18 protein-coding genes and 1 pseudogene are annotated in these 20,799 nt (G+C 45.7%); 11 read left to right on the forward strand and 8 right to left on the reverse strand.

The window, feature by feature from the left end; genetic code table 11:
• Positions 1-530, reverse strand: a 530-nt coding sequence (gene hemH / locus NDA06_RS22085; RefSeq protein WP_348251860.1) for a ferrochelatase, incomplete at its 3' end; no start/stop codon positions are given.
• 111 nt (positions 531-641) lie between these two features.
• Here hemH and NDA06_RS22090 point away from each other — a divergent pair.
• Positions 642-1,071 (forward strand): annotated as a pseudogene (locus NDA06_RS22090) (methyltransferase domain-containing protein).
• Between the two features lie 150 nt (positions 1,072-1,221).
• On the forward strand, positions 1,222-1,983 hold the full coding sequence (gene map / locus NDA06_RS22095; RefSeq protein ID WP_190410107.1) for a type I methionyl aminopeptidase: 762 nt from the start codon (positions 1,222-1,224) through the stop codon (positions 1,981-1,983).
• A 207-nt stretch (positions 1,984-2,190) separates the two neighbouring features.
• On the opposite strand, the gene NDA06_RS22100 is transcribed toward map, so the two are convergent.
• The 3 genes from NDA06_RS22100 to argJ form a co-directional block, all read right to left on the reverse strand.
• Positions 2,191-2,550: a hypothetical protein gene (locus NDA06_RS22100; protein WP_190527051.1), complete on the reverse strand. Its 360-nt coding sequence runs from the start codon at positions 2,548-2,550 to the stop codon at positions 2,191-2,193.
• An 85-nt stretch (positions 2,551-2,635) separates the two neighbouring features.
• Positions 2,636-3,169 (reverse strand): hypothetical protein, encoded by a 534-nt coding sequence (locus tag NDA06_RS22105; RefSeq protein WP_190985728.1) that lies wholly within the window; start codon positions 3,167-3,169, stop codon positions 2,636-2,638.
• A 65-nt stretch (positions 3,170-3,234) separates the two neighbouring features.
• The gene (gene argJ / locus NDA06_RS22110; protein ID WP_190985754.1) at positions 3,235-4,569 is read right to left on the reverse strand and encodes a bifunctional ornithine acetyltransferase/N-acetylglutamate synthase; all 1,335 of its coding nucleotides are present in this window, start codon (positions 4,567-4,569) and stop codon (positions 3,235-3,237) included.
• Positions 4,570-4,736: 167 nt separating this feature from the next.
• Here argJ and NDA06_RS22115 point away from each other — a divergent pair, with 167 nt between their 5' ends.
• Positions 4,737-4,988: a hypothetical protein gene (locus NDA06_RS22115; RefSeq protein WP_190985729.1), complete on the forward strand. Its 252-nt coding sequence runs from the start codon at positions 4,737-4,739 to the stop codon at positions 4,986-4,988.
• 5 nt (positions 4,989-4,993) lie between these two features.
• Here the strand turns inward: NDA06_RS22115 and NDA06_RS22120 are convergent, their stop codons facing one another.
• Positions 4,994-5,518 carry a dihydrofolate reductase family protein gene (locus NDA06_RS22120; RefSeq protein ID WP_190985730.1) on the reverse strand — a complete coding sequence of 175 codons (525 nt, stop codon included), beginning with the start codon at positions 5,516-5,518 and terminating at the stop codon, positions 4,994-4,996.
• Positions 5,519-6,437: 919 nt separating this feature from the next.
• Here NDA06_RS22120 and NDA06_RS22125 point away from each other — a divergent pair.
• The 6 genes from NDA06_RS22125 to NDA06_RS22150 all read left to right on the forward strand — a co-directional run bounded on the left by NDA06_RS22125 (position 6,438) and on the right by NDA06_RS22150 (position 13,493).
• Positions 6,438-7,796: a CmpA/NrtA family ABC transporter substrate-binding protein gene (locus tag NDA06_RS22125; protein WP_190985731.1), complete on the forward strand. Its 1,359-nt coding sequence runs from the start codon at positions 6,438-6,440 to the stop codon at positions 7,794-7,796.
• A gap of 95 nt (positions 7,797-7,891) precedes the next feature.
• A complete protein-coding gene (gene ntrB / locus NDA06_RS22130) occupies positions 7,892-8,728 on the forward strand; it encodes a nitrate ABC transporter permease (protein WP_190985732.1) in 837 nt (278 codons plus the stop codon).
• A 100-nt stretch (positions 8,729-8,828) separates the two neighbouring features.
• Positions 8,829-10,832 (forward strand): nitrate ABC transporter ATP-binding protein, encoded by a 2,004-nt coding sequence (locus NDA06_RS22135; protein ID WP_190985733.1) that lies wholly within the window; start codon positions 8,829-8,831, stop codon positions 10,830-10,832.
• A 159-nt stretch (positions 10,833-10,991) separates the two neighbouring features.
• Positions 10,992-11,852 (forward strand): nitrate ABC transporter ATP-binding protein, encoded by an 861-nt coding sequence (locus NDA06_RS22140; RefSeq protein ID WP_190687780.1) that lies wholly within the window; start codon positions 10,992-10,994, stop codon positions 11,850-11,852.
• Between the two features lie 125 nt (positions 11,853-11,977).
• Complete coding sequence (locus NDA06_RS22145) at positions 11,978-12,448, forward strand: phosphate-starvation-inducible PsiE family protein (RefSeq protein WP_190985734.1); 471 nt, start codon at positions 11,978-11,980, stop codon at positions 12,446-12,448.
• A 334-nt stretch (positions 12,449-12,782) separates the two neighbouring features.
• Positions 12,783-13,493, forward strand: coding sequence for a class I SAM-dependent methyltransferase (locus NDA06_RS22150; protein WP_348251861.1), 711 nt, complete (start codon positions 12,783-12,785; stop codon positions 13,491-13,493).
• Between the two features lie 226 nt (positions 13,494-13,719).
• Here the strand turns inward: NDA06_RS22150 and NDA06_RS22155 are convergent, their stop codons facing one another.
• The gene (locus NDA06_RS22155) at positions 13,720-15,975 is read right to left on the reverse strand and encodes a Tex family protein (RefSeq protein WP_190985735.1); all 2,256 of its coding nucleotides are present in this window, start codon (positions 15,973-15,975) and stop codon (positions 13,720-13,722) included.
• Positions 15,976-16,444: 469 nt separating this feature from the next.
• Between NDA06_RS22155 and add the strand changes: the two genes are divergently transcribed.
• Positions 16,445-17,458, forward strand: coding sequence for an adenosine deaminase (gene add / locus NDA06_RS22160; protein WP_190985736.1), 1,014 nt, complete (start codon positions 16,445-16,447; stop codon positions 17,456-17,458).
• Between the two features lie 201 nt (positions 17,459-17,659).
• Here add and NDA06_RS22165 read toward each other — a convergent pair whose 3' ends face one another.
• Together NDA06_RS22165 and NDA06_RS22170 are read right to left on the reverse strand one after the other, a co-directional pair.
• On the reverse strand, positions 17,660-18,262 hold the full coding sequence (locus NDA06_RS22165; protein ID WP_190429271.1) for a hypothetical protein: 603 nt from the start codon (positions 18,260-18,262) through the stop codon (positions 17,660-17,662).
• A gap of 280 nt (positions 18,263-18,542) precedes the next feature.
• On the reverse strand, positions 18,543-19,502 hold the full coding sequence (locus NDA06_RS22170; RefSeq protein ID WP_348251857.1) for a hypothetical protein: 960 nt from the start codon (positions 19,500-19,502) through the stop codon (positions 18,543-18,545).
• A gap of 294 nt (positions 19,503-19,796) precedes the next feature.
• On the opposite strand from NDA06_RS22170, the gene NDA06_RS22175 reads away from it, so the two are divergent.
• The coding region (locus tag NDA06_RS22175) for a hypothetical protein (RefSeq protein ID WP_348251858.1) at positions 19,797-20,799 on the forward strand (1,003 nt) is incomplete at its 3' end.

The raw sequence follows: 20,799 nt of genomic DNA on the forward strand, positions 1-20,799 counted from the left end.
GTAATCAACTCAGCCATTGCTTGCAGGTAGCTGGGTTGGTGATACCAGGAGGGAATGACGGTGTATTCAATTCGGCTCAGTGCTGGGTCTTCCTGCCACAGTCTTTCTAAAAGGCGGAAGCTGGAACCGCTTGTACTGATGGAAAATTGAGGATAGAGGGGGAGAATTACCAGGTGTTCTATGGCGTCGCGTTTGATGCGAGCGATCGCTTCTTCTGTAAAGGGATACCAGTAACGCATCCCGATGTAAATATTCGCTTCTTGTCCTTGTTGCTGCAATTTTGCCTGAAGCGCTTCTGCTTGGGCTTCTGTAATCCGCCGCAGTGGGGAGCCGCCCCCGATTTCCCGATAGTTTTCTTGCGATTTTTTGGTTCTTAAGGTGGAAATCAGCCACGCTAAGGGTTTCTGTAGCCCAGAAAAGGGTATGCGAATAATCTCTGGGTCGGAAAACAGATTAAACAGAAAAGGCCCAACATCCTCTAAATCATCCGGCCCACCCAGATTTAGTAGCAAAACTCCTACACGACCCATAGCGGTTACAGTTTCCAAATCTTTCATTTTCGTTACTGATTTTAACAATAATATTCTTTTAAAGGTTCGGGTCTGCAATAAGAGATACAGATTTTAACTACGGGTAGAGTAGTGGCTACTATTTTAAGTACTTGGAGTTATCAACACCAGTGGCTGTATGATGCGATCGCTCGTTTAGCTGCTGTGAGTGTAGGCGGGGAAGCAAGATTTCGTCAACTACCTTTGCAAGGGTTAACGATCGATTCAGAAACGTGCTGCTATGCATGAAATGGAACCCGATCGATTGCGGCAAATTCTCCAAGAAGTCTACCGGGTACTAAAACCGGGAGGCATCTTTGCCTTGGTCGATTTTCATCGTCCCACAAATCCGCTATTTTGGCCTCCAATCTCCCTATTTTTGTGGCTGTTTGAAACAGAAACCGCTTGGCAGCTGTTAAAGACGGATTTGGCTGGGTTGTTGCAGGAGATTGGGTTTAATCTGGTGGAAGAACCGACTCTCCATGCAGGTGGAAGTTTGCAGGTGATTCACGCCCAGAAATAAACCACTCCAGAACGCACCAGAAACAGAGCCAGGGGGAAGCAGCGCCTCTACTCTGCATTCCCAGATACACGAATTAGCTGCAAATGAGACGCCTTCTCTTGCCTCACAAGCAGCTAATCGCCACTAGAAAATCAAGGAAATATATTACAGATGAAAAGCGAAACAATTGAGCTGTTGTCAAACCGGGAGTTGGATAAAATGCGTCAGGCTGGACGCTTGGCGGCTGAACTCCTCAACCATCTAGAACCGATGGTCAAGCCAGGAGTCAGTACCCTAGAAATCAACGATGAAGCTGAACGCTGGACTTTGGCTCACAAAGCGAAAAGCGCCCCGCTGGGCTACAAGGGATTTCCCAAGTCTCTTTGCACCAGTATCAATGAGGTGGTCTGTCACGGCATCCCCAGCGCTAAACAGGTTCTCAAAGAAGGAGACATCATTAACATTGATGTGACGCCGCTGGTGGATGGCTACCACGGCGATACCTCTAAGACGTTTTTTGTCGGGAAGCCCTCACCCATCGCGAAAAAGTTGGTTGAGGTGACGCTGGAGTGCCTAAACAGAGGAATTGCTGAAGTCAAGCCGGGGGCGCGGATTGGCGATATTGGGGCAGCGATTCAAGAGTACGCTGAAGGAGAAGGTTTTTCTGTGGTGCGGAACTTCGCGGGACACGGTGTTCACCGCATTTTCCATACTGCACCAGAGATCCTCCATTATGGTAGACGCGGAACCGGGAAGCGTCTGAGACCAGGCATGGTTTTTACGATTGAACCGATGATTAATGAGGGAACTTGGGAAGTCGAGCTTCTCGACGATGGGTGGACGGCTGTCACACTCGATCGCAAGCTCTCCGCCCAGTTTGAGCATACGGTGGCTGTTACTGAGGAAGGCGTCGAAATCCTTACCCAAGCTTAAGATTAGCGGTTCCCCGATCAAAGGTTGCTTTGTCGGTATCGAGAAATTGCTGGGAATTTATCAGGAGCGTAGATGCACCAGGTTTTGGTTAAAAAATCTAAAATTGTTTGGCTTCTACCCAATTCTTCGCCGCAGTACCTTTGGGAGGATAAATTCATGGAAATCCCTGAGGTGAAAGCATCCCCCGGCTTATAGCCGTGGGGAGTTTCAACGGCGTTGTTTTTGTAATTCAGCAACTTGTGCTTCTAGTTTGTTGATACGCTGCTTGAGTTCGATTACCAGAGTGGCTAGGCGGTCAAACATGGGGTCTGCTGAGGCTGGTCGATTGCCTCTAGGGGCGATAGGAGGCGCTGGTTTCGTTGAGCCGGTTCTTCCAGAGGGGGACTGGTTCTGTCCTTGTAACTGCGACTGTAGCTGATTTATTTGCGATCGCAATTGATAAGTTTCGGATTCCAATCTAGAAATCCGCGATTCTAAGTAAGATGACTCTTGCGCCAGTGTTTGTTTGGGCAGCAAGGCGATTCCCAACATGAGGGCAAGGCAAAGCAACTCCATTTTTCTGAACATACATTATCGATCCTCCTAGGGAGGACAATGCGTGTGTTGGTAGTTTCATGGGGCACTCGGCGATCGCTTTCACCAAGCGATCGCCCTAAATTAAATCAGAACAAGCAGGCTGTGTGGGTGTATCGATTGATTCAGGCGCTTGGACTTTCGTCTTTCTAATTTTTGATTTTTTGCTTTGCGTCCAGCTACAGATATCACGGGCTAGCTGTTTCCCATTAACTGCACAGTTAGAAGCTTTTTTGGTAAACTCTTCTACCGATGTAGTCGGGTCGCCAGGTCGAGATTTCACAAGACCATGAGCGCATTCATTCCGGTCGTAGCTCCAGAGCCTCACAGCATCAATCAAATCTTCCCTAGTTTTATACGGAACTTTCTCATCCCGCCTTTTCCATTCCTGAATCAATCTTCCTAGGAAAGTTTCTTTATTTGTAAACTGATGAGTTTCACCGGCTTCTTTCAGTCTAACAACTAAGTAACTGAGAAGCCGATCTGAAATGATGCTTTCCGCAATCATAATTGATTCCAGAAAAAACTCTTTTTGAATTGCCTCTTCCATGCGCTCAAAGGCAAACTTATAGGATTGAAATTTGATGATATTTTTGGTTGTTTCAGTTTTCATCCTATTAACCTTTGCGAGAGTCCGCAGTATGGCACCTAGAACAGATCAGCCAAATTATTCAAAAGTCAGGTTGTGTACTCAGCGTTAATCTTCACATAGTCATAACTCAAGTCGCAGCCCCAAGCGACACCAGAACCCGAACCATTCCCGATGCTCAGCGCGATCGCAACAGTCTGCTCTTTAAAATCAGTGGGCGATGCAGGACGACTAAACGCAACAGGTTCACCCGACTCTACTTGCATTAAGTCATTGCTGGAATCAGTGCTGAGAACCTCTTTTGCCGACGCCGCCGCCGCTTGTTTTAAATAAGCACTCGCCGCCGCCCGATCGAAGGGCAACGGTTGACCATTTTCCATCAATAAGAAGTCCCCTAGCTGAATGCGGAGATGTTCTTGATCGAACAGCACTCCGGAACGACCCGCCGCTGCTGCAATTCTTCCCCAGTTTGGATCGTGCCCAAACACGGCTGACTTAACTAAGGATGAACCGACAACCGTTTTGGCAACCTGACGGGCAGCTTTTTCATCAGATGCGCCGGTAACTTGCACTTCAATTAAGCAGGTAGCCCCTTCGCCATCACGGGCGATCGCTTTCGCTAAATATTGGCAAACTTCAGTCAGCATCGCCTCTAATTTCTCGGCGTCTGGTCCCATCTCGGTAATCGCTGGGGTGCGAGATTCCCCATTTGCTAAGGCGATCAGCGTATCGTTGGTACTGGTATCGCCATCTACGGTAATTTGGTTGAAACTTTGGTCAGCGGCTCGACTTACCATTTTTTGCCAGAGAGAAGGAGCAACCGCCGCATCGCAAGTGACAAAAGCTAGCATCGTCGCCATGTTGGGATGAATCATCCCAGATCCTTTTGCCATGCCGCCGATTCGCACCGGGCGATCGCCAAAAGTGGTCTCTAACGCAATTGATTTCGTCACTAAGTCGGTGGTGACGATTGCTTGGGCTGCTGCATCGCCGCCGGTTTCAGAAGCAGCAGCGACCAATTTAGGAATTCCATCTCGCAGGGCATCCATCTTAATTCGTTGCCCAATAACGCCCGTAGATGCTAGCAAAATAGAGTCAGAGGAAATATTCAGTATTTGAGCCAACATCTGAGCGCTTTCAATCGCGTCAATCCAACCTTGGGAACCCGTGGCGGCGTTGGCTTGCCCAGCGTTGCAGAGAATTGCGTGGGCGCTGTGTTTGGTAGAGAGGTGCTGACGGCAATAATCGACACAGGCAGCGCGTACTTGACTGGTGGTGAAGACGCCTGCTGCGATCGCTTCTACCTCTGAATAAATTAGCGCTAAATCCGGTAAGCCTGAAGGCTTTAGTCCGGCGGCGATTCCAGCCGCCCGATACCCTCTAGGAGCCGTTACTCCACCACTAATGATTTGCCAGTTTGTCATCACTCCCCCTGAAAGATAAATGATGCAAATTTTAGCAATTCTCAGGGCTGCGGTGAGTGTTACTGAGTCATAAATTAAATTGGATGCGATCGCGTACAGCCCTTTGGGCATGAAAACAGCAAAGCGAGGCGTTAGCCTAGCGCCCAAAAAGTCAATTTGCTTTGTGGATGCTTTCTACAGTTCACGCCCCCTTCTACGCGAGCGATTGGGAAGAAGCGATCGCGTCCCCAGCAGTGCTGTCTGGTTTCGGAAGTTTGCAACTGGCACAGGTTTTCGCGGATCGGATTGCTAAAAATGGTGGTGAGTCTTTTAGGCTTGTAAGAACTAATCGTCCATTAGGCGACGAGCATCTTATCTCAAGCAAGCGGAAGTTCAGAAGCGATCGCTTGACCTTAATATCCTCTAATCTGTCAGCCTGAATACTTCAATTCTTCACCCGATAATGAAGCAATAAGACACCAGTTGCATAGATTTTGCTGTCCGTGAGTTCTAAAGCGGTTTGCTTGATGACTCCAGAAAAAAGTGGAATGCCCGAACCGAATAGTACCGGACTCAACTTCAGGACGATCTCGTCAATCAAGTTTTCGCCAAAAAGCATTGTCGCTAAATCCGCGCCACCGCCAAGGTAGATGTCTTTGCCGGTTTCATTTTTCAATTTCCTGACCAATTCAGTAATATTGTCCGAAACGAGTTCAACATTCTCATGGGGGCTTTCCTTCATCGTCCGCGAGAAAACGTACTGCTTCATCGCTGGATAAGGATTAGTCACGCCGAGCTTCAGTCCGAACTCGTATGTCCTGCGTCCCATTAAAACAACATCAAACTGCTTGAGCGATTCGAGATAATCGGTTATGTGTTCGCCTTCCGGAGGAAAACCATCAATTGTGTGGTCTTCGTGGGCAATAAACCCATCAATGGTGCAAGCTACGTAATATTTTAGTTTTCGCATACAGCAATTCTGGTTTGGATGCAGTCCAGTTTTACCCCACCCCGGCTCTTCCCTGCAAGCAAAGAGAGAGTTGGGGGTGAGGTTTCGAGCTGCAAGACTCTCCAAAACTCTTGAAACCTTTGAAAAGCCGTTCGTTAGGCTTGTGTGGGAGCGAAACCCAACCAAAAACTGGCTGCTCGCTTCACATCGTAATCTACCAAGATCACCAGTCTGCTAGGTGTGTTAGGCGGAAATAGAAGATGAATTTAGCTCTCCCGACAGGCTAGAGGGATCAATACATTCAGCATCAGCGATCGCCTCAAGTTGAGGAAAATTGATAAACCACATTAAATCGGTTAAATAAGCAAAACTTAATTAGGCTGTTTATTCGGTCGAGCGATGACATCCAAGGAAATTTCTATGATTACCATTGGATTTTTCATTAACAAGTCTGCCTGATGTATGCAATTTGAGCGATCGCGCTGCCTTGTATTAGGTTTTAGCTCAAATTCAGGAGTTTAGATAATCACCCGTTAATCAGCCTATTGGTTTAGCTGATTATGGCGTCTAATCTAAAGAAAAAATTTATAAATACCATTGAAGATTCCACTGATAAGTAATACTTTTTAGCTAGGCGCTCACTAATCAAGGTGATATATTTACCTTTAACGCAGAGGAAAAGCAACGTTACCTGACGCAAAGAAGCTAGCGCGAGCAACCTCAGCAAATTTTTCAAAAGCTAATTGTCGTAAATCTATCACTAGGTTCGCGACTTGGTTGTATCCAACAACCGTCATTAGTGCATTAAACCTTTAACCATTCCAGGGAATCGGTTTGTTGTGCCTCTAATTGGCATGGCTTTTGCATTTAAAAAGCGTTCTTTTGATTTAGATAGCTTTTCTGTTCAAAATCCTAAACAAGATTGTAGCAAGGAGACCTTATGAGCGAATTTTCTAAACTTTCACGCCGCAAATTCATCCTAACTGCTGGAGCCTCCGCAATGGGGTCTTTATTGCTCAAAGGTTGTTTAGGAAATCCCCCAGAATTCAACAACAGAACTCAAGCCCAGACAACGCCTGCCGCTAATATTAGCCCAGAACAAGCTCCGGAAACTAATAAAGTAAAACTAGGATATATCCCAATTGTAGAAGCAGCTCCTTTTATTATTGCTCAAGAAAAAGGCTTCTTTGCCAAGTATGGCATGACTGGAGTTGAGCTTTCCAAGCAAGCTTCCTGGGGTTCTATGCGGGATAACACCGAAATAGGTTCAGCGGGTGGCGGCGTTGATGGTGGTCAATATCAGATGCCAATGCCGCATCTCATTACTGAAGGCTTAATCACCAAAGGTAATCAGAAAATTTCTATGTACGTGCTGGCTCAGTTGATTACTCATGGAAATGGAATTGCGATTGCTAGCAAGCATTTAGGAAAAGGTCTTGAGTTAAAAATGGACAAAGCAACGGCATTTTTTGACGGACTAAAATCCGCAAAAACTCCATTTACCGCTGCTTATACTTTTGCACAAGTTAATCAGGATTTCTGGATTCGCTACTGGTTAGCTGGAAACGGCATCGATCCAGATACTGAAGTTAAATTAATTCCCGTACCCTCTGCTCAAACTGTTGCCAATATGAAGACGGGGACAATGGATGCTTTCAGTACAGGCGACCCTTGGCCTTATCGAATTGTTAAAGATAAGATTGGCTTCGTTTCAGCATTAACAGCGCAAATTTGGAAAAATCACCCCGAAGAATACTTCGCCATGAGAGGAGATTGGGTTGATAAAAATCCTAAAGCAACCAAAGCGCTTTTGAAAGGCATTATGGAAGCGCAGCAATGGTTGGATAATTTTGACAACCGAAAAGAAGCCGCTGAAATCCTTGGCGCACGAAATTATTTTAATCTTCCATCTGAAATACTGGCAGAACCATTCCAAGGTAAATACGATATGGGCGATGGTCGCATCATTGATGATAAATCAATGGCAGCTTATTACTGGAAAGATGAAAAAGGAAGTGTTTCTTATCCTTATAAGAGCCACGATCTTTGGTTTCTCACAGAAAGCGTCCGCTGGGGATTTTTGCCTGAATCTACATTGGCAAATGCTAAAGCCCTTATTGATAAAGTCAATCGGGAAGACATTTGGCGAGAAGCTGCCAAAGAAGCCGGAATTTCTGCTGCGGACATTCCTACAAGTACGTCTCGTGGCGTTGAAGAATTTTTTGATGGTGTCAAGTTTGACCCAGATAATCCCACAGCTTACCTGCAACAACTGAAAATCAAGAAGGTGAGAGCTTAGTCGGTTGTCAGCAGTTAGTTGATAACAAACAATAGACCACGGGCAACAACCAATAGACCGATTACCCATTAGTAAAGTTTAGGAGAACACTATCCATGACAACGCTACAAAGACGCCCTGCAACTGCTTCCCAGAACGCTTGGTTATCCCGCCTGAACAAACAATTTCCCGACCTGATACCGCCATTTATTGCGATCGCTATCTTCCTCGGCGCGTGGCAGCTGTTTTCTTGGACTCCAGGTGCAACGCTACCAGGGCCAATACAGGTTGTCAAAGATACTTGGATACTAATTTTCTGGCCTTTTTATGACCGAGGCGGTACGGACAAAGGTTTGTTTTGGCAGATTCTCGCTAGTTTACAACGAGTCGCTATTAGTTACTCCTTAGCAGCGATTATTGGTATTGCCTTGGGCATCTTGATTGGTACGAATAAAATGATGTCCAAAGCTTTAGATCCCATCTTCCAGTTATTGCGAACCGTACCGCCTCTAGCTTGGGTGCCAATTTCTTTGGCAGCATTGCGCCAAAACGAACCAGCCGCCCTTTTCGTAATTTTTATCACCGCTATTTGGCCTATCTTGATTAATACAGCGGTAGGAGTGAAGCAAATCCCCCAAGATTACAACAACGTCGCCAAAGTTTTGCAGCTTTCACGGAAAGAATACTTCTTCAATATTCTCATTCCTGCTGCTTTACCCTACATTTTCACAGGTTTGAGAATTGCAATCGGTTTGGCTTGGTTGGCAATTATCGCAGCAGAAATTGTGATGTCCGGGATTGTCGGGATTGGCTTCTTTATCTGGGAAGCTTATCAGAATAACGCAGTTAGCGAAGTTATCTTGGCTTTAATCTACATCGGTGTTGTTGGTCTGCTGCTAGATAAAGCGATGGGTTGGATCGAAACGCGGATTTTACCCGAAGGACAGAAGTAGGGGATAGGTAATGGGTAAAAAGCGCCTACTTACTACCTATTACCTACTACCAACCACCCGTTAGTCATCACCAATTACCAATTACCAATCACCAACTACCATGAGCGTTTTTGTTGCCGTTGACCAAATTGATAAAGTTTTTTCGTTAACCGGAGGTGGCACCTATGTCGCCCTCAAAGGAATTGACCTCCAGATAAAAAAGGGAGAATTTGTCTCTCTAATTGGTCACTCCGGTTGTGGTAAATCCACTTTGTTAAACATGGTGGCAGGCTTAGATTTGCCAACTGAAGGTGTAGTGACGCTGGAAGGGCAACGCATTACTAAACCTGGCCCTGACCGGATGGTAGTATTCCAAAATTATTCGCTATTGCCTTGGCGCACAGTACGGGAAAATATTGCGTTAGCGGTAAACTCGGTGATGAAAGATTTGCCAGCCGGGGAACGCAAAGCAATCGTTGAGCAGCATATCGATATGGTAGGGTTGCGTCATGCTGCCGATAAACCACCTGCTCAATTATCGGGTGGAATGAAACAGCGGGTTGCGATCGCCCGCGCCCTCGCGATTCGTCCCAAGTTACTCCTATTAGATGAACCGTTTGGTGCATTAGATGCACTGACGCGGGGGAACTTGCAAGAACAGCTGATGAAAATTTGCGAAGAAAACCAAGTCACCGCCGTCATGGTGACTCACGATGTCGATGAGGCGGTACTGTTATCTGACCGAATTGTAATGCTCACCAATGGGCCAGAATCCAAGATTGGTCAAATTCTAGAAGTTGATATTCCCCGACCCCGCAAGCGGATGGAAGTGGTAGAACATCCCAGCTACTACAGCTTGCGGAGTGAGATGATTTACTTCCTCAATCAGCAGAAACGGATTAAGAAAATTCGGGCGAGGAAGACGACAGCGATCGCTCGTCATGGTCTAGAAAAAGTTAATCTCGATATTGGCTTCTTACCGCTAACCGCTTGTGCGCCTCTAGCGATTGCTAAAGAAAAAGGTTTCTTTACCAAGCATGGACTTGATGAAGTCAACCTGATGCGTGAAACCAGCTGGCGGGGAATCACCGACGGCATGACTGGCGGATATTTAGATGCCGCCCAGATGCCCTCCGGAATGCCTCTCTGGTTAACCCTGGGAGGTCATGAAAACCGCTCCGTTCCGGTCGTCACCTCCCTGACCATGACCCGCAACGGCAACGCCATCACCCTCGCCAAGCACTTCTACGAGGAAGGCGTGTACACCTTATCTGATTTTAAAGATTACCTGCGTCGCACCCCCGATCGTCAGCACCGGATGGGAATGGTGCATCCCAGTTCCATGCACAATTTGCTGCTGCGTTATTGGCTGGCAGCTGGTGGCATTGACCCCGACCGCGACGTATCCCTGAAAACTATCCCTCCCGCCCAAATGGTGGTAGATTTGCAAGCCGGAACGATAGACGGTTACTGCGTCGGGGAACCTTGGAACCTCCGCGCCGCCGAGGAAGAAATTGGCTTTACGATTGCGACAGACTTAGAAATTTGGCTGGGACACCCAGGCAAAGTTCTAGGAGTGCGGGAAGACTGGGCAGCAGCTTATCCGAACACCCACATTGCCTTAGTTAAAGCTCTCTTAGAGGCTTGCAAATACTGTGCAGATATGGCTAATGCCCAAGAAATTCGGGAGATTTTGGCGCGACGGGAGTATGTAAGCACCGATTTGGCTTACATCCAGATGGGAGAACCAAACTACTCTGCCTGTAGCTTAGAGCATCCCATGCGCGAGTATGCCCATCACCAGTTTTACGGTGAAGGTGGAGTCAACCGTCCCAGTCGCACTGAGCAACTTTGGATTATGACACAGCTAGCTCGTTGGGGCGATACTCCTTTCCCCAGAAATTGGGTAGAAATCCTGGAACGAGTCTGTCGAGTTGGTGCGTTCAGTACAGCAGCGCGAGAACTGGGTCTTGACATTAGTTACACTCGCGGCGCAATTCAACTTTTTGACGGCACTCCCTTTAACGCCGATGACCCAATTTCCTACCTCAACAGTCTGGCAATTAAGCAGGACTTTTCAGTTGCGGAAGTTGTCATCGATTCCAGGACAAAGACGGCAGCTTAATTAATAGAAACCCCAGCGAAGGTCATTCGCGGCTATACAAACTCTTGTCCGCCTGCGTGGATTGAATTTGAAACCCACTTTTGTAGAGTTTTGCCTGTGTAGCCGCGATTAGAAATCCCCTAGTTTTGCTCCCACAGTTTATTTACTCCTTCTACAGCCATGCAAGCTTTTAACTTTCAAACCTCAAATTCTTTAACTCAAAACTCAACACTCAACACTCAAAAATCCCCTAGTTCACCGTTTTTGGTGATTGAGAACGTATCCAAAGTTTATCCAACACCAAAAGGTCCTTACACGGTGCTGGAAGACGTTAACCTTACCGTACAGCAAGGCGAGTTTATCTGCCTCATCGGTCACTCTGGCTGTGGTAAATCGACACTGCTCAATATGGTGTCGGGTTTCAATACGCCCAGCAGCGGCGAGGTGCGGGTTGGCTCTAAGCGCATCACCCAACCGGGACCAGACCGCATGGTAGTATTCCAGAATTACGCTTTGTTGCCTTGGCGGACTGCGTTTGAAAACATTTACCTGGCTGTTAACGCAGTTTATCCTAATAAACCGGAAGCTGAAAAAAGGGCAATAGTGCGAGATCATTTAGCAATGGTAGGACTCACAGAAGCTGCTGACAAAAAGCCGCCGCAATTATCCGGCGGGATGAAACAGCGGGTGAGTATTGCTCGTGCTTTGGCGATTCGTCCCCAAGTATTGATTTTGGATGAGCCTTTTGGGGCGTTGGATGCAATTACTAAGGAAGAATTACAGGAAGAACTGCTAAAAATTTGGAACGACAACCGGGCGACGGTGTTGATGATCACTCACGATATTGATGAGGCTCTATTTCTAGCAGATCGATTGGTGATGATGACGAATGGGCCTCACGCTAAAATTGGTGAGGTAATGGAAATACCTTTTCCGCGTCCGCGCGATCGCGCCCGCATTATGGAAGATCCGCAATACTACAAGCTGCGGAATCACGCTCTAGATTTTCTCTACAACCGCTTCGCTCACGACGACGAATAAAGCAAAAGGCAAAAGGAAAAAAAGGTACGTTATTTTTCCTTTTGCCTTTTATCGTGTTAAATATCAAAAGTAATACCAATTTTAAAATAATATTAATAGTGTGTCTATAAAAAGAGACTGGCAAAATGCGGACAGGCAAAAAGCTAACAAAACAAATCAGAGCAGCTTTCAGAGATGAAAACTTTTTACACCAACTAGAAAATATAGAGGGTATAGTTTCCAAAGTTCTTTCAATTGCTATGATATTAGTTATCCTGTTAGCAATTTGGAATCTAGGCCTGTCTTTGGTACAAACGCTGATTGGTCAACCAGATGAGCCTTTTACTAAAACATTGTTCAAAATATTTGGATTGTTTTTGAATGTTTTGATTGCTCTTGAAATACTAGAAAATATCACTGCATATCTAAAAAAACACGTTATTCAAGTTGAATTAGTTATTGTTACTTCTATAATCGCTGTTGCTAGAAAAATTATTATTCTAGACTTGGAAAAAACATCAGGGGTTGACATAATTGGGTTGGGAATTGCCCTATTATCTCTTTCAATTAGTTATTGGATTATTCGTCACATGAATGCCAAACAGCATAACGAATAAGGCAGGTTGAGGACTGACACCCGCACCGGCAGATCGAAGCGCACTTAATGATAAAATTTCAACTTAAATGGGCGTCCAGCGGTGCTTTGAGAATCTCCGAGTGGGATTAGCCCATTAGTCGATGCCGCGATCGCATCACCAGCTACTTCCTAATACATCCGATTCTTCATATAGCCGTTTCTTCGGGAATTCCGAAGATTTTAAGGAATCGGATGATATGCTCTTGACTGTCTGAGTGCTAAGTTGAGCTTTGGGGCACAAAGCAGAGACATATTTAGGTAAACCAAGGATGGAAATTTTGAAAAAATTACGTGTAGCGGTGATTATTTTGGTAATGATAGGCGGTTTCTTGCTTAATCCTGCTGACACGGGACTAACAAATACAATAGCTTCTGATAACGCGATTTATCAGGAACGGAGCAACCACAGCTCAGAAGGCATTGGCAAGTTTTACATGGGTCGAGAAATTGCTAAAGTGATGGGACATGAGGGAGCATTTTGGCTGGAACGACCGAGTCGAGAAGCTGAAGAGCGACCTTCTAAAGTGGTGAATGCCCTTGACTTGAAACCTACTGATATTGTGGCAGATATCGGAGCCGGGACGGGATACATGAGCTTTCGCATTGCTCCCCTCGTGTCACAAGGGAAGGTGCTGGCGGTGGATGTTCAGCCGGAGATGCTCGACATGATGAATTTTATGAAAAAAGAGGGAAATATTACGAATGTTGAGCCAATTTTAGCCACCATTAAAGACCCGAATCTGCCGACAGCAAGCGTTGATTTGGCGTTAATGGTGGATGCCTATCACGAATTTGAATATCCTAGAGAAGTGATGGAAGCGCTTGTGAAAGCGCTTAAACCAGGTGGACGTGTAGTTTTAGTTGAGTATCGCGGTGAAAATCCGTTTATTCTGATCAAAGCGCTGCACAAAATGACTCAAAAGCAAGTGCGTAAAGAAATGGCAGCAGTGGGTTTGCAATGGTTGGAAACAAAAAGCTTTTTACCTCAGCAGCATTTGATGGTATTTCAAAAGCTGGAGGGATAAGATAATTTTGGGCTGCTGCTATATTTGAGCGCCCCAATCCCCCTTTTTAAGGGAAGCTAAGACCAATATTTTTCATTTCTAAACTAAAAAAACTTGATAAAAATCAGAATCTGTAAATAAAAAAGTATTTTTTTATTTAGAGCTTACCCAATATTGCCAAAGTCTTAAGAATTTTAGCCCCCCTTGAAAAGGGGGGCTGGGGGGATCGAGCTAGGAAGTTGCAAGCTTACGATTTTCTACCAAACTTTGTTTTTAAGTCGTTCAGTGTCGGTGATTTTTGCTGCGTGCGATCGCTTGTTTTTTTCACACTACTTCCGCCACTCGCTTCGCCTGCTGATTTCATCGACAAACTAATGCGTTTCAACTGCTCGTTGACTTCTAGAACTCGCACTTTCACAACTTGTCCGACTTTGACAATTTGTTTTGGATCGTCTACAAATCGGTCAGAGAGTTGCGAAATATGCACCAAACCATCTTGGTGAACGCCGATATCGACAAACGCGCCAAAGTTAGCAACATTCGTCACAATCCCTTCCAGTTCCATGCCAATTTGGAGATCCCTTATTTCTTTGACTCCTTCTTTAAAAGTGGCATATTTAAACTCGGCGCGGGGATCTCTTCCCGGCTTTTCTAGTTCGCTGATAATATCGCGCAGCGTCGGTTCGCCGACGGTATCAGTGACGTATTTCTTCAAGTTGGTTGACTTAAGTTTTTCTGCAACTTGCGTAATTTGCTCCAACGGTACATTTAAATCTTTAGCGATCGCTTGTACAACCCCATAACTCTCAGGATGTACGGCTGTATTATCTAAAGGATTTTCGCCAGCGCGAATCCGCAAGAAACCAGCCGCCTGTTCAAAGGCTTTTGGCCCTAATTTTGGCACTTTCATCAATTCCCGGCGGTTTTTGAATGCACCCTGCTTGTTGCGATAGGTGATGATATTTTTGGCAACCGTTGGTGTCATCCCGGAAACAAAGGTCAAAAGTTCTTTTGAGGCAGTGTTCAAATCCACACCGACATAGTTCACGCAACTTTCTACCGTGTCATCTAGCTTCGTTTTCAGTAATTTTTGATCGACATCGTGTTGGTACTGTCCGACGCCAATCGATTTGGGGTCAATCTTGACGAGTTCGGCTAAGGGATCTTGCAAGCGACGACCGATGCTGATGGCACCGCGAACGGTAATATCCAGATCGGGGAATTCTGCGATCGCTACATCACTCGCAGAATAAATCGATGCTCCCGACTCATTCACCATGACTTTAATCGGTTTGCGATCCATCGTCTTGAGAATTTCTGCAACGAACTCATCCGTCTCCCGTCCGGCAGTGCCATTACCGATGGCTATCAGTTGAATATTGTACTTTTCAATCAATTTCTTGATAGTGCTGGCAGCCTTCAATCGCTGCTCGGCTGCTTGATGGGGAAAGACAGCCTGGTATTCTAAAAATTGCCCCGTCTCATCAAGAACGGCAACTTTGCACCCAGTCCGAAATCCCGGATCGATTGCCAGCGTTGGCTTCAATCCCGCTGGACTCGACAGCAGCAACTCCCGCAAATTACTTTCAAATGTCTTAATCGACTCGACATCTGCATAAGCTTTTCTATCAGCACGCACTTCGCTAATCAGGGAAGCTTTCATCAAACGGTTGAAGGCATCTTTGAGCATTCCCCGATAAAAGTCTCTCACCGCTGGGACTTTCGTTTGGATTTCCTGCGACTCCAAATAGGACAGGACAACTTCTTCATCGAAGGAAAGTTCTAGGTTCAACACTTCCTCCGTCTCGCCTCGCAGCAGCGCCAGCAAGTTGTGCGGCGCAATATTTTTCACCGAAGCCTGAAAATTTCGGTACATCTCAAATTTGGTGGAACCTTCGGGATGATCGTTTTTGATGCGCGAGACGAATACCCCTTCGTTCATCAAATAGTCGCGTAGATGCGATCGCACCTCAGCTTTTTCAGACACCGCCTCCGCCAAAATGTCAGAAGCACCTTTAAGCACCTCCTCCAGCGTCTTCACTCCCTTTTCTTCAGAAATATACTTTGCCGCCTCTGACTCCAGAGATGCAGGCTGAGCAGTGCGATTGTTCAGCGACTTGATAAATTCTGCTAAGGGTTCCAGTCCTTTTTCCCTCGCGATGGTGGCACGTGTCCGTCGCTTCGTTTTGTAGGGTAGGTAAAGATCCTCTAGTTCGGTTTTTTGCACAGAGGATTCGATTTTAGCTTTCAGCTCATCGGTGAGTTTACCTTGGGATGCGATCGCTTCCAGAATCGCCGCCTTGCGCTCTTCTAACTCCGTCAGGTAGGTAAATCGCTCCGACAGGTTGCGAAGCTGGATTTCGTCCATTGTGCCAGTACGCTCTTTCCGATAACGAGCAATAAAGGGAATCGTTGACCCCTCGGCGAAAAGTTCTAGCGCACTTTGCACCTGAGAAGGTTTGAGGGAAAGCTCTTGTGCTAGTAGTTGAGGAATGTTCAGCATCGGATGTGTTCAGCAGTTACGAATCAGACACTTCTGTGATGATCATCCTAAAACACCCATCCACGAATTATTTTTATCGCTTCTACATTGACAGAAAACTAATTGTGTGTAAAGGCACCCTTACTGCCAAGGAATATCAATGAGATATAGCCGTTCTCAGTTGGATGCAGTACATTTTTGACCTCTCTCCAAACCTCTGTCCTAGGAGGAGAGAGGCTTTGATTTAAGTCTTACTCCCCTTTCCTACTAGGGAAGGAGCTGGGGGTTAGGTTTGTATTGGACTCAACTGCTTGCCCGCTATATTCTCACATGGGAGCTATCTGTCCATACTGTCACCCAATCGGGTGAACCACTTGGAGGAAGATAATAACCTTTAGGCAAAGTAACTCTAATAAATAGAGTTGGCGATTTTTGAGCGGTAAAATTACGTCATCTGACGCCGATAAAAATTACTTTTCATCTTAAGAATATGTTGCTAAATGATACTCTGCACCAATTACCCAAAGTTGAACTTCATCTTCATCTGGAGGGAGCAATTCCCCTCACAGCCCTTTGGCAACTTATAGAAAAGTATAATGCCGTTTCTTCCGTTGGTTCATTCTCCCAGATGGAGCAAAAATTTCAATACAAAGATTTTCAACATTTTATTGATACCTGGGTTTGGAAGAACAACTTTTTACGAGAATACGAAGATTTTACATTGATTGCCAGTAAAGTTGCTGAGGATTTAGCTTCTCAAAATGTTATTTATGTGGAAGCTTTTTATTCTCCAGGCGATTTTATTCGGCATGGACTGGAACCCCAGAAACTCACGGAAGCAATTCGCAAAGGTTTGGATGTTCATGCCGATAAAATTACAGTGAATTTAGTAGCCGACCTGATTCGAGATTTCGGACCGGAACAGGGAATGACTTGGGTAAAACAGATTCACGAGGTAAAAAATCTTGGAGTCTTGGGAATTGGCATCGGTGGCTCGGAACAAACATTTCCTCCTGAACCCTACGAAGCGGTTTACGAGCAAGCGAGAAACTTGGGATTTAAAACTTCTGCCCACGCGGGTGAAGCAGCAGGTTCTCAGAGTATCTGGGGAGCCATTCGCAGCTTAAAAGTGGATCGTATTGGGCATGGTGTACGTGCGATAGACGATCCAGAATTAGTATCCTTTTTGAAATCAGAGCAAATCCCAATAGAGATGTGTCCTATCTCTAATCTGAGAACAGGAGTCGTTGCTGACATCTCACTCCACCCGATTAAAAAATTATACGAGGAAGGACTGCTGATAACGGTTAATACTGACGATCCAAAAATGTTTAATTCGAGTTTAGCTTACGAATATAAAATTTTGGTTGAAAAATTAGGGTTTTCTTTGGATGATATTGTAAATTTGATTAAAAATGCCATCAAATCTTCTTGGTGTGATGACACAGAAAAAATGGAGCTACTTGGAAAAATTGAAACGGCACCGCCCTTAATCAATTCCTAATCTATTAAGATTTCTACAATTGAATAAAAGTCAAGCCTCAATCTACCCTTTTTATTAGAAAAAAAGAAGCGATCGCTTCTTTTTTTCAGAGAGCGATCGCTTCTAATTAAAATTTGTTCTGACGACCAAAATTTGTCCAGTTGCAAAAGCAACACTTCAAGTATTTGTTCCTAAACTTCCCCTTCCTCGAAGTTTGGTTTATCAAACATTCCCTTCAGTTTCTACTGGCACTAAAATGTACTTTACCTGCTTATCAGGCCCCTTGACAATCTGAGGTTCAGATGGAGTGGCATCCTCAGATGCACCTTTCAATGCTTCTCCCGCACCTCTGACATTCTCGTTAACATTATCCGCTGCATCCTTGAGTACATCCACTGTACCTTTCACAGTCTCGTTAACATTCTCCGCTGTACCCTTAACTGTGCTAAGGGTATCTTTTACGGTGTAATTAACATCCTGGGTGACGCCCTTAACTTTGTCCCCTACATCGATTACTGTGTCGTTAACGCTGACAGCTACGTTCTTGACACCATCACCTACGCTTCTTACAGTTTGGTTAACACCGTCAGCGGCATTTTTGACTGCATTTCCTGCATTTCTTACAGTCTGGTTTACCCGATCAACGGCACCCTTATTCGCCATAGCCCCAGCTATCGCACCCACCGTAGCACCAATGAATGCTCCAATCGCTATTTTAGTCAAGGCATTATTCATGCCTGTGTCTGCCGGAGGAGTATCATATTCGTGTGGAATTTGCTCAACAAATATTTCATCTTCACCCAAAACTTTGTCATTATCAATCATAAAAATCGTCTCCTTTCTACTTAAATAGATACTGATGATAGCCGCCTGCTTAAATGGGAAAAAAGCGATATTCTCTTAACCTAAGCAAATGCGGAAATATCCTTTGCTAACGCTTAGTTCAAACCCAACTAATTACAATTTTATTCTAATTTGCAAGGGTTGTTTTTCAGGAACAATTGATAAAGGTTAGGAGTCATGAATTATGAGTTATCAATTTCCAACTCTTAACTCCTAACTCCTAACCCTTCTATCAATCATTCGCAGTCATCAAGACTTGCTTCTAAATGTCAGCAGTATCTTCATAACGTTGGAAACCAGAACCTTCCCCTTCTTGGAGATAGGTTGCATTAGGAGCTAGTGAGGTTTCAGTCTCTGAAAACCTATTTCGATTAACCACATCTTCCTCATCTGGGCCGGAAATATATGCTGTCTGCATATTCATGTCCCTTTCCATGCCGATGTTCGCAGTTGTCGTGACCTGCGGCGTACTGATCACTGGATGCTCTTTCGCTACCTTGACGTTCTGCTCGTAAGATGGCTTGATATCCTCAGCGGCATCCTGAACTGCGTCCAATCCACTGATTGCAGATTGCTTGGCATCCTCAGTTTTATCCTGTAGCTGGTCTGCGGCACCTGCTACAACTTGCTTAGCATTTGAAGCTGTACCCTTTACTGCGTCCAATGTACCTACTACAGCCTGGCTAACACCTTCAGCGGTATCTTGTAATGTGCCTACTACAGCGTAGTTAACGCCTTCAGCTACACTCTTAACCGCTTCGCCAACACCTTTGGCTGTCTGACCAACACCGCCAGCTACAGTCTTTGCTGCTTCGCCAACACCTTTTGCAGTCTGGTTAACACCGCCAGCAATAGTCTTTGTCGCATCGCCAACACCTTTGGCAGCGTGCTTCACACCCTCAGATGTTCTCCTACCAGCTACCAGACCGGCTAGTGTCCCTAAGGTAGCACCGATGAGTCCTCCCATCAGCGCTCTAGATAAGGCTGGATTCATGCTGCTAGATTGTTGTCCAGCATTCATACTGCCGGATTGTTGCCGAGCATTGATGTCGGTGGGTTGTTGCCGAGCAACAGATTGAGATGTAATCGTAGGGCTGTTTTCTGCTCTTGGTATTCCACTAGGTTGAGTTGTGCTTTCTGTACGAATATAAGGTTGAGCTGTCTCGCTAGAGCCAGCATTTTCGTCACGTCTCTCGAAATTTGGCGTATTATTAGTCATCATTGTCTCTTTTGCCCCCAAGCATCTAAATATCGTTTTGCTGTAGCTCGTTATCTATTGCAACTCTAACGAGCCTCAAGAAGGATTTAACTGAGCTAAAGGCAGACATGACTCAACACCTATTGCATCTGTAGTTGTAGATATGGAATCCCAATCATCGTATATGGCTATACCTTGCTGGGTATTTAAGGATGTCTCCCTTGAGGTCGGTGTAAGTCTATACGTGCGATCGCTAAATTAGCAGTAGCAGTGACTTCAGATCGTTAAGCCGTTTTGGTAGGCAGGAGACGGGGCATTATGACACAGAGCAATCAGCCTTTTGATCGGCATGACGAAAATACTGACCGGATTCCGGCACAGTCCAGCGTTCCTCCAGCAGACACTAGCGGAGATGGCGGTGATGCTGCGTCAGATGCAGCCAACGAAGAGACTGACGCGGCTACAGAAGAGTCTGGTGTTCAGCCAACAGGCACCCGCAGGCGTGTGGCGAATGCTGCTTTAGCTGGAGCAACCTTTGGTGCTGTAGTCAGTGCAGCTGCTGCGGCGTTTACTGGTAAAAGTGTAGGTGAGGGTATTAAAGCGATTGTTGAAGGTGCTGCGGATTTAGTAATAAAAGGTGCTGCTGCGGGTGTTCACCCTACGATTGAAGGTGCAATCGACAGCCTTAAAGGCGCTGCTACGGGTGTTCACCCTACGATTGAAGACCCCTGGGATACGCATAAAGGTTCTGTGCCTGTTCACCCTACTATTCCTATTGAATATGGCAGCGACACGCTTCAAAATCCTGCTGCGATTGTTCAACCTCCGATTGAAGATGCCAGGGACACACTTCAAAGTCCTGCTGTGATTGTTCAACCTCCGATTGAAGATGCCAGGGACACGCTTCAAAGTCCTGCTGAGCCTGTTAAAACCCCTGTATCTCCCGTTGATTCTATCCCCCAATTAGATCTGCCCCCTGCCGCTAGTGCAACTGCCGCTGGTGCAACGGGTAGTGTTGCGAATGATGTAATGAACAGCTCTGCTTTAGTGCAACTGTTGCTGAATCAGGTAGGTAGTGAACTAGCAATGAGTTTCTACGAGCAACTACCAGCAATTGTCCTGGCTGAAATTCAACGGTTAAGCACCAACCCCACCCCGGAAGAGCAGCAGCGCATCAGAGACAGCTGGACAAAAGCTTTAGAACCCATCGCTATTGCGATTATCCAATCGGGACAATTATTCAAATCCAATGCTTTGTATCCAACAAATAATTATCCAACAAACAATGGATATCAGAAGTATACTCATTCAACTGGAGACA

The organism is Trichocoleus sp. ST-U1 (assembly GCF_039961835.1).
Lineage (GTDB): Bacteria > Cyanobacteriota > Cyanobacteriia > Cyanobacteriales > FACHB-T130 > FACHB-T130.

What these genes read in the sequence shown, in the direction of transcription:
- map (WP_190410107.1), top strand. Translation starts at nt 1,222, where the DNA reads ATGAAAAGCGAAACAATTGAGCTGTTGTCAAACCGGGAGTTGGATAAA.
- NDA06_RS22140 (WP_190687780.1), top strand. Translation starts at nt 10,992, where the DNA reads ATGCAAGCTTTTAACTTTCAAACCTCAAATTCTTTAACTCAAAACTCA.
- NDA06_RS22115 (WP_190985729.1), top strand. Translation starts at nt 4,737, where the DNA reads ATGCTTTCTACAGTTCACGCCCCCTTCTACGCGAGCGATTGGGAAGAA.
- NDA06_RS22145 (WP_190985734.1), top strand. Translation starts at nt 11,978, where the DNA reads ATGCGGACAGGCAAAAAGCTAACAAAACAAATCAGAGCAGCTTTCAGA.
- NDA06_RS22155 (WP_190985735.1), bottom strand. Translation starts at nt 15,975, where the DNA reads ATGCTGAACATTCCTCAACTACTAGCACAAGAGCTTTCCCTCAAACCT.
- NDA06_RS22135 (WP_190985733.1), top strand. Translation starts at nt 8,829, where the DNA reads ATGAGCGTTTTTGTTGCCGTTGACCAAATTGATAAAGTTTTTTCGTTA.
- NDA06_RS22105 (WP_190985728.1), bottom strand. Translation starts at nt 3,169, where the DNA reads ATGAAAACTGAAACAACCAAAAATATCATCAAATTTCAATCCTATAAG.
- add (WP_190985736.1), top strand. Translation starts at nt 16,445, where the DNA reads ATGTTGCTAAATGATACTCTGCACCAATTACCCAAAGTTGAACTTCAT.
- NDA06_RS22150 (WP_348251861.1), top strand. Translation starts at nt 12,783, where the DNA reads ATGATAGGCGGTTTCTTGCTTAATCCTGCTGACACGGGACTAACAAAT.
- ntrB (WP_190985732.1), top strand. Translation starts at nt 7,892, where the DNA reads ATGACAACGCTACAAAGACGCCCTGCAACTGCTTCCCAGAACGCTTGG.
- NDA06_RS22120 (WP_190985730.1), bottom strand. Translation starts at nt 5,518, where the DNA reads ATGCGAAAACTAAAATATTACGTAGCTTGCACCATTGATGGGTTTATT.
- NDA06_RS22125 (WP_190985731.1), top strand. Translation starts at nt 6,438, where the DNA reads ATGAGCGAATTTTCTAAACTTTCACGCCGCAAATTCATCCTAACTGCT.
- NDA06_RS22170 (WP_348251857.1), bottom strand. Translation starts at nt 19,502, where the DNA reads ATGATGACTAATAATACGCCAAATTTCGAGAGACGTGACGAAAATGCT.
- NDA06_RS22165 (WP_190429271.1), bottom strand. Translation starts at nt 18,262, where the DNA reads ATGATTGATAATGACAAAGTTTTGGGTGAAGATGAAATATTTGTTGAG.
- NDA06_RS22100 (WP_190527051.1), bottom strand. Translation starts at nt 2,550, where the DNA reads ATGTTCAGAAAAATGGAGTTGCTTTGCCTTGCCCTCATGTTGGGAATC.
- argJ (WP_190985754.1), bottom strand. Translation starts at nt 4,569, where the DNA reads ATGACAAACTGGCAAATCATTAGTGGTGGAGTAACGGCTCCTAGAGGG.